This window comes from Pseudosulfitobacter pseudonitzschiae, from assembly GCF_002222635.1.
In the GTDB taxonomy this organism is placed as follows: Bacteria; Pseudomonadota; Alphaproteobacteria; order Rhodobacterales; family Rhodobacteraceae; genus Pseudosulfitobacter; species Pseudosulfitobacter pseudonitzschiae_A.
Genome location: NZ_CP022421.1, coordinates 62,093 through 74,207, shown reverse-complemented (window position 1 = coordinate 74,207; position 12,115 = coordinate 62,093). Strand labels below are relative to the sequence as shown.

14 protein-coding genes are annotated in these 12,115 nt (G+C 60.4%); 1 reads left to right on the top strand and 13 read right to left on the bottom strand.

Annotation, left to right across the window (positions count from 1 at the left end; genetic code table 11):
* Positions 1-62: 62 nt before the first annotated feature.
* The 3 genes from SULPSESMR1_RS24290 to SULPSESMR1_RS24280 all read right to left on the bottom strand — a co-directional run bounded on the left by SULPSESMR1_RS24290 (position 63) and on the right by SULPSESMR1_RS24280 (position 1,312).
* Positions 63-344, bottom strand: coding sequence for a TrbC/VirB2 family protein (locus SULPSESMR1_RS24290; RefSeq protein ID WP_038070146.1), 282 nt, complete (start codon positions 342-344; stop codon positions 63-65).
* 16 nt (positions 345-360) lie between these two features.
* Positions 361-879: a lytic transglycosylase domain-containing protein gene (locus SULPSESMR1_RS24285; RefSeq protein ID WP_250161501.1), complete on the bottom strand. Its 519-nt coding sequence runs from the start codon at positions 877-879 to the stop codon at positions 361-363.
* Positions 880-997: 118 nt separating this feature from the next.
* A complete protein-coding gene (locus tag SULPSESMR1_RS24280; protein ID WP_007120603.1) occupies positions 998-1,312 on the bottom strand; it encodes a hypothetical protein in 315 nt (104 codons plus the stop codon).
* Positions 1,313-1,444: 132 nt separating this feature from the next.
* Between SULPSESMR1_RS24280 and SULPSESMR1_RS24275 the strand changes: the two genes are divergently transcribed.
* The gene (locus tag SULPSESMR1_RS24275) at positions 1,445-2,023 is read left to right on the top strand and encodes a hypothetical protein (RefSeq protein ID WP_089423605.1); all 579 of its coding nucleotides are present in this window, start codon (positions 1,445-1,447) and stop codon (positions 2,021-2,023) included.
* Here the strand turns inward: SULPSESMR1_RS24275 and SULPSESMR1_RS24270 are convergent.
* From SULPSESMR1_RS24270 to SULPSESMR1_RS24225, 10 genes are all read right to left on the bottom strand, one after another.
* Entirely contained in the window at positions 2,017-2,217 is a 201-nt protein-coding gene (locus SULPSESMR1_RS24270) for a hypothetical protein (RefSeq protein WP_089423604.1), read from the bottom strand. The two genes, SULPSESMR1_RS24275 and SULPSESMR1_RS24270, sit on opposite strands and share 7 nt — an antisense overlap.
* A 78-nt stretch (positions 2,218-2,295) precedes the next feature.
* Complete coding sequence (locus tag SULPSESMR1_RS24265) at positions 2,296-2,505, bottom strand: helix-turn-helix domain-containing protein (protein WP_089423603.1); 210 nt, start codon at positions 2,503-2,505, stop codon at positions 2,296-2,298.
* A gap of 359 nt (positions 2,506-2,864) precedes the next feature.
* Complete coding sequence (locus SULPSESMR1_RS24260) at positions 2,865-4,184, bottom strand: NAD(P)/FAD-dependent oxidoreductase (RefSeq protein ID WP_089423602.1); 1,320 nt, start codon at positions 4,182-4,184, stop codon at positions 2,865-2,867.
* Positions 4,181-5,551: a Glu/Leu/Phe/Val family dehydrogenase gene (locus tag SULPSESMR1_RS24255; RefSeq protein WP_250161500.1), complete on the bottom strand. Its 1,371-nt coding sequence runs from the start codon at positions 5,549-5,551 to the stop codon at positions 4,181-4,183. Before SULPSESMR1_RS24255 ends, SULPSESMR1_RS24260 begins: the two co-directional genes overlap by 4 nt.
* Before the next feature lie 113 nt (positions 5,552-5,664).
* Positions 5,665-7,125 carry an NAD-dependent succinate-semialdehyde dehydrogenase gene (locus SULPSESMR1_RS24250; RefSeq protein WP_434223029.1) on the bottom strand — a complete coding sequence of 487 codons (1,461 nt, stop codon included), beginning with the start codon at positions 7,123-7,125 and terminating at the stop codon, positions 5,665-5,667.
* Positions 7,126-7,135: 10 nt separating this feature from the next.
* A complete protein-coding gene (locus tag SULPSESMR1_RS24245) occupies positions 7,136-8,413 on the bottom strand; it encodes a 4-aminobutyrate--2-oxoglutarate transaminase (protein ID WP_067263955.1) in 1,278 nt (425 codons plus the stop codon).
* A gap of 112 nt (positions 8,414-8,525) precedes the next feature.
* Positions 8,526-9,407 (bottom strand): formyltetrahydrofolate deformylase, encoded by an 882-nt coding sequence (purU, locus tag SULPSESMR1_RS24240; RefSeq protein WP_089423599.1) that lies wholly within the window; start codon positions 9,405-9,407, stop codon positions 8,526-8,528.
* 31 nt (positions 9,408-9,438) lie between these two features.
* The gene (gene folD, locus SULPSESMR1_RS24235; protein ID WP_089423598.1) at positions 9,439-10,335 is read right to left on the bottom strand and encodes a bifunctional methylenetetrahydrofolate dehydrogenase/methenyltetrahydrofolate cyclohydrolase FolD; all 897 of its coding nucleotides are present in this window, start codon (positions 10,333-10,335) and stop codon (positions 9,439-9,441) included.
* Positions 10,332-11,261 (bottom strand): electron transfer flavoprotein subunit alpha/FixB family protein, encoded by a 930-nt coding sequence (locus SULPSESMR1_RS24230; protein WP_089423597.1) that lies wholly within the window; start codon positions 11,259-11,261, stop codon positions 10,332-10,334. The genes folD and SULPSESMR1_RS24230 overlap by 4 nt, the downstream gene beginning before the upstream one ends.
* Positions 11,261-12,019: an electron transfer flavoprotein subunit beta/FixA family protein gene (locus SULPSESMR1_RS24225; RefSeq protein WP_089423596.1), complete on the bottom strand. Its 759-nt coding sequence runs from the start codon at positions 12,017-12,019 to the stop codon at positions 11,261-11,263. Before SULPSESMR1_RS24225 ends, SULPSESMR1_RS24230 begins: the two co-directional genes overlap by 1 nt.
* Between the last annotated feature and the right edge of the window lie 96 nt (positions 12,020-12,115).

The following is a 12,115-nucleotide window of genomic DNA, read 5'->3' as shown; positions in this document are numbered from 1 at the left end:
CAACGCGTTCGAGGCGACCGTAGGATGCAAGATTGCAGGGAAGTCATCAATCGGGCCTCTTCTCAGGAGAAGCCGTCGACGATGGTGCCGGCCGAGAAGATCAGCACGATCCCGATGATGACCGAGGCGAACCAGCCCCAGTTCAGCCGCCCCATCATGCACATGAAGCCGGTGCCAATGACGGCGAGCGTGGCAACCGCGATTCCGATCGGACCGGTCAGCGCGGCCTCGACGGTTTCCAGCATGGTCTGGATCGGTGACAAGTCTTGCGCGAGGGCAGGCGTTGCGAAAGCCGCCAGGGTTGTGGTGGCAGGCAAGAGGCGGCTGAGGCGATGTCGAAGCATGCGAAGTTCCCTTGTTTTACTGAAGTTCGATAAGGACCGGTGCGCGAGCAGGCACGCGGGTCGCGACACGGATGTCCGGCGCGGAAACAGATGTACCCGCGAGTCGGGACCGGATCCGGTGGATGCGCGCGATGTAGTCGCGGGTCTCGGCGAAGGGTGGGATACCGGAATACTCGACCACGCGGTGCGGCCCTGCGTTGTAGGCCGCGAGCGCCAGGTCGATGTCTTTGAACGTGGCGAGCTGTGCGAGCAGATAGCGTGCGGCGCCATCGAGGTTCTGGGACGGATCGCGCGGATCGACGCCGAGGGCGCGGGCGGTGTTCGGCATCAACTGGCCCAGGCCGTAAGCGCCCTTGGGGCTGACGGCAGTCGGATTGTAGCTGCTTTCGGCCTCGACCAGGGCGCGGAACAGGACCTGCCAGTCGTCGGCAACCAGACCAACTTGGCGCAGGGCACGGTTCCTCTGGTGGCGGACGGCAGTTGTCTGGATCAGGGAGAGGATGTCGTCGTGATCGGACGGTAGCGCAGCATCCAACGATGCCAGAACAACCTCTGCCTCAGCGGAAGCATCCAGACCAGCCCAAGCAGGTCTTTCCCCGTGAAACGTCCAGCCAGAAGTCCGGGCTGTGCCGTCGCGACCGAAGGCGATGACGTCAGCCGCGCTCCTCGAGGGTGATGCTGTAGTCAGGACCAAAGCGCAGATCGCGCCCGTCACCGAACTCGAGATGATGTTTGAAGAGCCCCGGCCATATGTTGAAATACCGCGGCTCTGGCCCGTGCGGGGTGATCCTGGTCGAGACCAGAATGGCTTCCGGCTCGCCCTCGCGCAGGTAGATGCACTGGTAGCGCGGCTTGCCATCGTCCGTGAACCCCACGAGTTCATACCGGCAGCGGAACGCTATGCCCTGTTCGGACAGGTCTTTGACACCATCGATGGTGATCAGGATCTGGTTGCGCGCTATCGGCATGTTCGGACTCTCCCCATGAGAGCCCTTCTACTTCACGACACTAAGGCCATAAAGTCATATGGAGTCAATACGACATATTGCAGATAAATACATATTGCGCGATAGTCGCCGCAACTTTTGCGGGAGCGTGACATGAGACGACAGGCGATGGCGGCAGCTTTGGGGGTGATGGCGGCGCTCGGAGCCCCTGAGAAGGCGCAGGCGTATGACATCGACTGCGCCATCATGCTTTGCATGGCGGGCGGTTTCCCGCCAAGCACGGTCTGTGCGCGGGCCTATCGCACGATGATTCGTCGGATCACACCCTGGCCGAGCCTGCCGCCCTTCGGAGTCTGCACCTTTGCCCATGTGCCGGTCGAGCTGGGCGGTCCCGGCGGGGAGGGCGAACTCGACACCAACCTGCCGGAGTATGAATGGCTGAACCGAACCCATGTGATCTGGTTCACCGGGCGCTCCTACGAGCCGCGTGACGAGCCGCGTCAGTGGGACTGGTCGATCCGCTCCTGCGATCGCGAGAACCGGACCTGTCGCTACATCCAGCGGGTCTACGGCTCCCACACGCCTTGGCCCGCGACATTCATCTCGGAAAGCGGGCAGGAGATTGCCTACCCAACCGGCGGTGGCCTTTGGCACTTCTACTCTCGGAGCATCATGGTCGAATTCGGCGACTACGAGGGCAACATGGGCCACTCGGAGTGGTTCTCTTACTGATCCGAACGGTCCGATGTGTTCAGGGAAACCGGGCGAAGCTCGGCAAGGCTGGCATCAAAGCGTTCCGGATCGACATGCCAACGGCGGCTCACCGAGCCATCATTCCAACGGTAATCAGTGAACAGGTGAATCTCCTGCGCACCATCGTTCAGAAACCCTTCCTGGAAAGGCCAGCCTGTCTTTCTTTTCGCCATGTATCCGCGCCACTCGTACTGTTCTTGCCGTTATGCCTCTCGCGTAGGGGGGACGGGATCAAAGCCTCAGGAAACGCACTAGCGTTTCGCGAAGAGCTCTTCGGGGTCGACGTTCAACGCTTTGGCGATGCGTTCGAGAAGGTCGAGGGAGGCTGCGAACTTGGCGTTCTCGACCTTGCCCATATGGCCGCGGCTCACGTCGGCCCGATGAGCAAGCTCCTCCTGGCTGAGGCCGCGGGCGCGTCTCAAGTCCTGGATGTTCAGTGCTACACGGTCCCGCAAGTTCATGCCCGCGAAACGGGCACGCTGCGCGAAATATCGCCACGCGATATATGTTACATTCGGAGGTGAAGAGAAGAATTCTAGGAACGGCGCGAGATTGCCGGAATGGGATGACTGCCGATGCGCAGGTCACGGGATGATCAGTCTCGCTAACATTATGGGCCGTTCAATCGTTCTTTCGGAAAAGGGCGGCACCGGCAATACCGGTGCCGCCAGTTGGTCGTCCACAGGGAGGTTGTAGAGGACGAATTCTACGGGGAAATTTGGGGTTGGTAAGAAAAGCAGTTGTGACACCCTTGAAGCCAAAAATTTATTTCGCTTGTAAGCACCCTTATTCCGATATGTGCTATGATGAAGTGCACTGGTCAGTGCAATTTGAGCCGAGGTCTGACGCGTCTCATCGCCTTGCCCAAGGCAGTCAGAACGACCGCGCGAAACCAGCCCTGCACAGAACTCAAGTGCTGAAAGTGCAGGTATTTATAGGCGCGCCGTGCGAGCCAGCCTTCGAAGGTAACGGTTCCGATTGCCTTTCCCATGAGAGCCGCAACCGCCCCTTCCTGACTGATCGCCACCAATGAGCCGCGATCAATATAGTGGAAATTCCGCAGGGGCTTACCGGCAAGATGCGCGGTGAGTTGCGCCTCAAGAAACTCGGCTTGCTGGGTTGCGACCTGTGCACGGGGGGGCAGAAATCCGTCCTTCTCGGGCCAGACGCATTCGGCACAATCGCCAATCACATAAATCTTTTCGTCATGTGTCGATTGCAGGGTAGGGCGTACCTTCAGCCGGCCAAGGCTACCAGTTTCAAGCGTCGAAAGCGTGCCGACGACCTCGGGTGCTCTGATGCCGGCTGCCCAGATTGTCAGGGTTGTTGGAAGAATCGTTCCGTCAGCTAGGTGAACTTCTTGCGAGGTCACATGCTGGACGCGCGCATTGACCGAAACGGTCACCGAAAGTTCACCAAGATGTCGTGTGACTTTCTTCGAAACCTTTTCCGGAAGGGCAGCAAGAACTCTTGGGGCCGCTTCGATGATGCGAATGTGAACAATTCCGGGATCTCTCAGGCGGTCTATACCGTTATGCGCAAGCTGCTCGGTTGCTTCGCGCAGCTCCGCGGCCAGCTCCACACCGGTTGCCCCGCCGCCGACGATATTGATATTGATCTTACTGTGGTCTTTGCCCAAGGCACCTGTTTCGAGCCGCAGGAACAGGTTGAGTAGCTCAGATTGTAGCCGTTTCGCCTGAGTTGGCGTGTCGAGCATCAGGCAATGTTCTTTGATCCCTGGTGTCCCGAAGTCGTTCGAGCGGCTGCCGATGGCCAGCACCAAGATATCGTAGGGCAGGGATCGGAGCGGCGCGAGAGGTCGGTTGTGCAGATCGTTGACAGGATCAAGCTGCACCATGCACCGGTCCCGGTCGATGCCCGCGAACCGCCCAAGGCGGAAATTGTAGCGATTTCGGTGCGAATGCTCGAGCAGGCTGATTTCCTCGTCGCTTCCCTTTGTTCCGACAGAATATTCATGCAGCGAGGGTTTCCACATGTGGGTCAGGTTTTCGTCGACAAGCGTGATTTCGGCGGCCTTTTTCCTGCCGAGCGATCGGCTTAGCCTGGTGGCCAGGTTTAGTCCCGCAGCCCCTGCACCGACGATGACGATCCGTGGCGGGTTCGTCTTTCTAAGTGTCATATTCCAAGTGCCTTGTAGATCTCTGCAAGCCGCCTTACGGCAATGACGTAGGCCGCGGTGCGCAGGTCGGGAATTTCAGGATTGCTGTTCCAAAGCATCGACATCTCGGCGTAGGCAGACCGGATCTTGTCGTCGAGCCCAGACCGAACAAGGTCAATTTCGCGCGCGCCGCTCATAAGTTCTTGGGCCGTTTCAGTAGGGAAGCTGCGACCTGTCATATGTTCGATCGATTGGGTCAGCACCCTGTGACCGCGTTCGTCACGACGCCGTTCCATAAGGCCAAAGGGGATGTGGGTCAGGTTCTTGACCCACTCGAAATAGCTTACCGTGACACCGCCTGCGTTGGCGAAGAGATCGGGGATAACCACGATGCCTCGATCGCGTAGGATTGTGTTGGCGTCATAAGTGATCGGGCCATTGGCCGCCTCGACAATCAGGCGCGCCTTTACATGAGGCGCATTGTCTTTGGTAATGACGCTTTCGAGCGCGGCGGGGATCAGGATATCGCAGGCGTCTGTCAGTGCGGCTGTGCCGTCTGCATCATGTGTCCCGCCATCAAAGCCTGCCACGCCACCCGTGGCCATGACATGTGCCTTGAGAGCGTCGATATCGAGGCCGTCGGGATTGCGAACGACGCCATCGCGTTCGATCACCGCGATGATGCGGCAGCCATCCTCAAGGCCGAGGAATTTGGCCGCGTGATACCCTACGTTGCCAAGGCCTTGGATCACGACCGTGCGATCCGAAAGCCCGTCGGGCAGCCCCGTGCGGGCCAGGTCCTGGGGATGGCGGAAGAATTCCTGAATGCCATATTGCACCCCACGTCCCGTCGCCTCGATCCGCCCCTCAATGCCGCCCATGGCGAGCGGCTTACCGGTGACGCAGGCGAGCGCGTTGATATCGCCGGACTTCATCCGGCGGTATTCGTCGGCGATCCAGATCATCGTTGTCTCATTGGTGCCGACATCGGGCGCGGGGACGTTTTGGCTGGGACTAAGGAAATCGTGGCGTGCGAGCTCTTGCGCAAAGCGGCGGGTGATCCGCTCAAGCTCATGGGGCTCCCATTCCGAGGGATCGATTTTCAGCGCACCCTTTGAGCCGCCAAAGGGGATGTCCATCAGCGCGCATTTGTAGGTCATCAAAGCGGCCAGCGCTTCGACCTCATCAAGATCGGCATAGGGCGCATAGCGAATGCCGCCTTTGGCGGGGCTTGGGTGGTTCGAATGCACCGAACGCCACCCCTCGAATGTGTACATCTTCCCGCGCAGCCGCACGCCGAACCGGGTAATATAAGAGGCGTTGCAGACGTTGATTTTATTCGCCAGACCCTCCTCCATGGACATCAGCTGTGCGGCGTCCGAGAACATTTGGTTCACGTCATTTAAAAAAGAATGGTCGGAGGACATGTGTTGAGTTTCCGGGAATGGGGAAAGGGTTTGGGACGATGGCAGGAGGACCACCGTCCCAGAGATTGGGCGGATTAGGAGATGCCGCCCAAACAGACGTTTTTCAGTTCAAGGAAGTCCTCGATCCCGTATTTGGACCCTTCGCGGCCCAGGCCGGACTGCTTGATGCCGCCAAAGGGGGCCACCTCGGTCGAGATCAGCCCGGTGTTCACGCCGACCATGCCCGACTCCAGGGCCTCGGCCACGCGCCAGACGCGGGACAGATCGTTGGCGTAGAAGTAGGATGCCAGGCCGAATTCGCTGTCATTGGCCATATCGATGACTTCCGCTTCGGTGTCGAAGCGCACCAGCGCCGCAAGCGGGCCAAAGGTTTCCTCGTGGCAGACCAGCATGTCGCGGGTCACACCCTTAAGGACCGTCGGCGCAAAGAAAGTGCCCCCGGTGTTGGTCCGATTGCCGCCGGTAGTCACCTCGGCCCCTTTGTCCAAAGCGTCAGCGATATGCGCCTCAACCTTGGTTACCGCGGCTTCACTGATCAGCGGACCGGTGGTCACGCCCTCGTCAAAGCCGTTGCCGACATGCAATTGGCGCACGGCCTCTTTCAGTTTTTTGGCAAAGGCGTCGTAGATACCGGATTGCACATAGATCCGGTTGGCACAGACGCAGGTCTGGCCGTTGTTGCGGAACTTGGCGATCATCGCACCTTCGACGGCGGCGTCCAGATCGGCGTCGTCAAAGACGATGAAAGGCGCGTTGCCTCCGAGCTCCAGCGACATCTTCTTGATGGTGCCGGCGGCCTGTTCCATCAGGATCTTGCCGACGCGGGTCGACCCGGTGAAGGTGATCTTGCGCACCTTGGGGTTGGAGCAGAGTTCCTTCCCCACGCCCGAGGCATCGGTCGACGGGATCACGTTGAACACCCCCGCCGGAATGCCCGCGCGTTCGCCCAGCACCGCCATGGCCAGCGCCGACAAAGGCGTCAGTTCGGCCGGACGGGCGACAAATGTACAGCCAGCCGCCAGGGCCGGACCGACCTTGCGCGCAATCATCGCATTGGGGAAGTTCCAGGGCGTGATCGACCCGACGACGCCCACGGGCTGTTTCAGCACCATGATCCGCTTGTCGCGCTGATGGCCGGGAATGACATCGCCATAGATCCGCTTGGCCTCTTCCGCGAACCATTCGATGAAAGACGCCCCATAAAGGATCTCGCCCCGCGCCTCGGCCCAGGGCTTGCCCATCTCGGCGGTCAGGATCGTGGCCAGATCATCGGCGTTTTCGATCATCAGATCGTGCCAGCGGCGCAGGATCGCGGCGCGTTCCTTGCCGGTCATCGCCGCCCAGTTGTGGCCTGCGGCATGGGCGGCATCCACCGCCCGCGCCGTTGCGGCCACGTCCAGATCCGCGACCGAAGCCACAAGCTGACCGGTGGCGGGGTCGAAGACATCAAAGCGCGCCTCGCCTTCGACCCAGGTGCCGTTCACATAGGCGCGGGTTTCCAGAAGGCTCGGGTCCTTCAGGGACAAGGTCATCATGTTCTTCATCTCAGGCCCCTTTTACGGCGTCGATCGACGCCTCTAGGATGTCCATTGCCTCGGCAAAGACATCGTCGGGAATAGTCAACGGCGCTAGGAAACGGATCACGTTGCCATAAACACCGCAGGTCAGCAAAACGAGCCCGCGGGACAGCGCCTCGGCCCGGATGGCATTGGTAATCTCGGGGTTCGGGGCCTTGCCGTCGGCGGTGTTGAACTCGGCCGCGATCATGAAGCCGGGGCCGCGCACGTCGACCATTTCCGGCACGCGCGACCGGATCGCATTCAGCCGCTGTTTCAGGCGTGATCCCAGTTCGTTGGCGCGGTTGCAGAGGTCTTCTTCTTCGATGACATCCAGCACCGCATGGGCCGCGGCGATCCCCAGGGGGTTGCCGCCATAGGTTCCCCCCAGGCCGCCGGGTACGGCGGCGTCCATCACCTCGGCCCGGCCGGTCAGCGCGGCCAGCGGCAGGCCCCCGGCCAGACCCTTGGCCATGGTGGTGATATCGGCGGCGACGTCATAGGCTTCCATCGCAAAGAGCGTGCCGGTCCGGGCGAACCCGGTCTGCACCTCATCCGCGATCAGCAGGATGCCATGCGCGTCGCACAGTTTTCGCAGCCCGCGCATCAGATCGGCGGGGGCGGGATAGAAGCCGCCTTCGCCCTGAACGGGTTCCAAAATAATCGCGGCCACACGGTCGGCGTCCAGATCGGCCTTGAACAGCTTTTCGATCCCCGCCAGCGCGTCGGCGGTGGACACACCGTGCAGATCCACCGGGAAAGGTACGTGGAAGACGTCGGGCATCATCGCCCCGAAGCCCTTCTTGTAAGGCGCGACCTTGCCGGTCAAGCTCATCCCCATAAAAGTCCGGCCGTGGAAGCCGCCACCAAAGGCGATGATAGCGTTGCGGCTGGTGGCGGCCCGCGCGACCTTGATCGCGTTCTCGACCGCTTCGGCACCGGTAGTAACGAAGACAGTCTTCTTCTCGAAGTCGCCAGGCACCTTATCGTTCAGCCGTTCGGCCAGCCGGATGTAATTTTCATACGGTAGGACCTGATGGCAGGTGTGGGTGAAAGATTCCGTCTGTCGGCGCACGGCCTCCATCACCTTGGGATGGCAATGGCCGGTGTTGACCACGGCGATCCCGGCGGCGAAGTCGATATAACGCTTGCCTTCGACGTCCCAGACCTCGGCCCCGGAGGCGCGTTCGACATAGACCTGCGTCTGCATGCCGACACCCCGAGAGATGGCGTCATCGCGGCGGGTGGAGATTTCAGAGTTAAGCATTTTGATGACCCTTTTTTTGCATGAACAGTGAACGCTCTGTTCCCCGACCGCATCGTTGCGTTCTTTAGGAATCAGAGGTCGTGAAGGGGACGTTGACGTGCTGGTTCTGGCCTTAACCCATTCTCTCACTTGCGTAGGTTCCAGGAGAGGCAGGAAAGACCACCGTCTTGTCGCCGTTTAGGAACGCTCGACGGTGAATGTGGGCATGAACCGCGCGTGCAAGCACCTGGCTTTCTACATCACGCCCTAGCGAGACATAGTCGTCGGGCGATTGCGCATGAGTTACGCGAATCGTGTCTTGCTCGATGATCGGGCCTTCATCCAATTCGGCGGTCACGTAATGCGACGTTGCTCCGATCAGTTTCACTCCGCGTTCAAAGGCTTGTCTATAGGGGTTAGCCCCCTTGAAGCTGGGCAGGAACGAATGGTGGATGTTGATGATCCGACCAGACATTTTCTGGCAAAGGCTGTCGGATAGGATTTGCATGTACCGCGCAAGGACGACCAGTTCAGTACCGGAATCTTCGACAACCTGCAAAAGCTGTGCTTCAGCTTCGGGCTTGTTGTTTTTTTTGACCTTGATGTGATGAAAAGGCAGATCGTGGTTCACCACCACTTTCTGGTAGGTCATGTGGTTCGAGACGACACCGACAATTTCGATCGGGAGGGCTCCTATGCGCCAGCGGTAGAGAAGATCGTTCAGGCAATGGCCGAAGTTCGAGACCATGATCAAGACTTTCATGCGGTCTGCGGTGTCGTGGATGCCCCATTGCATGCCGAAGGCCTCGCCGATCGGGCCGAACCCTTCTCGCAAGGCGTCAAGCCCTGTGCCGGTTTCCGGGACAAAACTGATCCGGGCAAAGAAGCTTCCGGTTTCGGCATCGTCGAATTGTGACGCGTCAGTGATATTGCATCCCTGCTCGGCGAGAAAACCGGACACGGCGGCCACGATACCCCGCTTCGAGGTGCAGTGGACAGTAAGGACGTAGGTCATGAGTTTTGTTCTTTCCTATCAATCACAGCGCTCAGACCGCGAGATCGCGTGGTCTGGGCAGCCCCTTCTGGTCGCAGAAGGCATTGAGCGTGTTGGCCAGAAGGCAGGCGATGGTCATCGGACCGACGCCGCCCGGCACCGGCGTAATGGCACCAGCCACCTCTGCGCAGCTGTCAAAGTGGCAATCGCCCACGAGGCGTGCCTTGCCCTCACCCTTCCCGGGGGCGTCGATACGGTTGATGCCCACGTCGATTACCGTAGTGCCTGGTTTGATCCAGTCACCCTTCACCATCTCCGGGCGGCCCACGGCGACCACCACTATGTCGGCACGCTTGACCACCGCCTCGATGTTCTTCGTTCGCGAATGTGCGATTGTCACGGTACAGCTGTCCTTGAGCAACAGCTGCGCCATGGGCTTGCCGACTATGTTTGAACGGCCGATCACGACGGCATCAAGCCCAGACAGGCTGCCGTGGTAATCGCGTAGCATCATCAGGCAACCAAGCGGGGTGCAGGGGACCATGCTTTTTTGGCCCGTCCCCAGCAGACCGACGTTGGAGATATGAAACCCGTCCACATCTTTCGCGGGGTCGATCGCGTTGATCACCTGATTCTCGTCGAGATGTGCGGGAAGCGGAAGCTGCACCAGGATCCCGTGAATGGTTTCGTCCCTGTTCAGTTCAGCGAGGAGCCCAAGCAGATCGGCCTCGGACACGTCGGCCGGCAGCCTGTGTTCGACCGACTTCATTCCGACCTCGATGGTCATCTTTCCCTTCGAACGCACATAGACCTCGCTCGCGGGGTCCGCGCCGACGAGAACCACGGCCAGTCCCGGCTGGCCATGGGCGGCAAGGGCGGCAACCTGTTCCGCCACCCGGGAGCGAACGGTTGCGGCGAAAGCCTTTCCGTCGATGCTCCGGGCGCTCATGTCAGCTTCTCGATCATCATCGGCACAGCGTCGAACAGGTCGGCAACAAGACCGTAATCGGCCACCTGGAAGATCGGGGCTTCTTCGTCCTTGTTGATGGCGACGATGATCTTCGAGTCCTTCATCCCGGCGAGGTGCTGGATCGCGCCGGAGATGCCGACGGCGATGTACAGCTCGGGGGCGACGACCTTGCCGGTCTGGCCCACTTGCCAGTCATTCGGGGCAAAGCCGCTGTCGACCGCGGCGCGCGAGGCACCTACGGCGGCGCCCAGCTTGTCGGCCAGCTTTTCGATCAGGGCGAAATCCTCTTCCGAGCCCACGCCACGCCCACCGGACACGACGATACCGGCGCTGGTCAGCTCGGGGCGGTCGCTTTCGGCAACCTTGTCTTCGACCCATTCGGACAGGCCCGGATCGCCGGCGGCACCGATGGTTTCCACGACGGCAGACCCGCCGGTCGCGGCGGCGTCGAAGGTCGAGGTGCGGAAGGTGATGACCTTCTTGGCATCTTTCGACTTCACGGTCTGGATCGCGTTACCGGCATAGATCGGGCGCTCAAACGTGTCGCCATCGACAACGGCGGAGGCATCCGAGATCACCATCACATCCAGCAGCGCGGCAACGCGCGGCATGACGTTCTTGGCATCCGTCGTCGCCGGGGCAACGATATGCTCATAACCATCGGCCAGGCTGACGATCAGCGCTGCGGTGGATTCTGCCAGGCGATGACCCAGCGCCGCGTCCTCGGCGACCAGCACCTTGGCGACACCGTCAATGGTCGCAGCGGCCTCACCCGCGGCGGCGGCGGTGGCGCCCGCGCAGAGAACGGTCACATCGCCCAGGGCTTTGGCGGCGGTCACGGCCTTGGCGGTGGCATCCATCGCCAGTTCGCCATTATTGACTTCGGCAAGCAGGAGAACAGCCATTACACGACCCCCTTTTCTTTGAGTTTGGCAACCAGCGTATCGACGTCGGCAACGATTTCCCCGGCCTGGCGGGCCTCGGGTTCGCTGGTCGAAACGATTTCCAGACGCGGATGCACATCGACGCCGTAATCGTCGGCGGTCTTTTCATCCAGCGGCTTTTTCTTGGCCTTCATGATGTTGGGGAGCGACGCGTAGCGCGGCTCGTTCAGGCGCAGATCGACGGTCACGATGGCGGGCATCTTGACCTTGATCGTCTGCAAACCGCCATCCACTTCACGGGTCACGGTGGCGCTGTCGCCGTCGATATCCACGGAGGAGGCAAAGGTCGCCTGCGACCAGCCCAGCAGTGCCGACAGCATCTGGCCGGTGGCGTTCATGTCATTGTCGATCGCCTGCTTGCCCGCCAGCACGAGGCCCGGCTGCTCTTCTTCGACGACCTTGGCAAGGATCTTGGCCACGGCCAGCGGCTCGATATCCGTATGCACGTCATCGGCGGCCAGAACCAGAATCGCCCGGTCCGCGCCCATCGCCAGCGCCGTGCGCAGGGTTTCCTGTGCCTGCTTCACGCCAATCGAAACGGCCACGACCTCATCGGCCTTACCGGCCTCTTTCAGGCGGATCGCCTCTTCTACGGCGATTTCGTCGAAAGGGTTCATCGACATTTTGACATTGGCGAGATCGACACCGCTGCCATCCGCTTTCACGCGGACTTTCACGTTGTAGTCGATCACGCGCTTCACGGGCACGAGCACCTTCATGGGCGATAATCTCCATTTGATCCTGCGGACCTGTTGATCCTGCGGACCTGATTTTTCGCACCATGAGTTTCTAAAAGTGAAAAATCAAGTACAAAA

What these genes read in the sequence shown, in the direction of transcription:
- SULPSESMR1_RS24290 (WP_038070146.1), bottom strand. Translation starts at nt 344, where the DNA reads ATGCTTCGACATCGCCTCAGCCGCCTCTTGCCTGCCACCACAACCCTG.
- SULPSESMR1_RS24280 (WP_007120603.1), bottom strand. Translation starts at nt 1,312, where the DNA reads ATGCCGATAGCGCGCAACCAGATCCTGATCACCATCGATGGTGTCAAA.
- SULPSESMR1_RS24275 (WP_089423605.1), top strand. Translation starts at nt 1,445, where the DNA reads ATGAGACGACAGGCGATGGCGGCAGCTTTGGGGGTGATGGCGGCGCTC.
- SULPSESMR1_RS24270 (WP_089423604.1), bottom strand. Translation starts at nt 2,217, where the DNA reads ATGGCGAAAAGAAAGACAGGCTGGCCTTTCCAGGAAGGGTTTCTGAAC.
- SULPSESMR1_RS24265 (WP_089423603.1), bottom strand. Translation starts at nt 2,505, where the DNA reads ATGAACTTGCGGGACCGTGTAGCACTGAACATCCAGGACTTGAGACGC.
- SULPSESMR1_RS24260 (WP_089423602.1), bottom strand. Translation starts at nt 4,184, where the DNA reads ATGACACTTAGAAAGACGAACCCGCCACGGATCGTCATCGTCGGTGCA.
- SULPSESMR1_RS24255 (WP_250161500.1), bottom strand. Translation starts at nt 5,551, where the DNA reads ATGTTCTCGGACGCCGCACAGCTGATGTCCATGGAGGAGGGTCTGGCG.
- SULPSESMR1_RS24250 (WP_434223029.1), bottom strand. Translation starts at nt 7,125, where the DNA reads ATGATGACCTTGTCCCTGAAGGACCCGAGCCTTCTGGAAACCCGCGCC.
- SULPSESMR1_RS24245 (WP_067263955.1), bottom strand. Translation starts at nt 8,413, where the DNA reads ATGCTTAACTCTGAAATCTCCACCCGCCGCGATGACGCCATCTCTCGG.
- purU (WP_089423599.1), bottom strand. Translation starts at nt 9,407, where the DNA reads ATGACCTACGTCCTTACTGTCCACTGCACCTCGAAGCGGGGTATCGTG.
- folD (WP_089423598.1), bottom strand. Translation starts at nt 10,335, where the DNA reads ATGAGCGCCCGGAGCATCGACGGAAAGGCTTTCGCCGCAACCGTTCGC.
- SULPSESMR1_RS24230 (WP_089423597.1), bottom strand. Translation starts at nt 11,261, where the DNA reads ATGGCTGTTCTCCTGCTTGCCGAAGTCAATAATGGCGAACTGGCGATG.
- SULPSESMR1_RS24225 (WP_089423596.1), bottom strand. Translation starts at nt 12,019, where the DNA reads ATGAAGGTGCTCGTGCCCGTGAAGCGCGTGATCGACTACAACGTGAAA.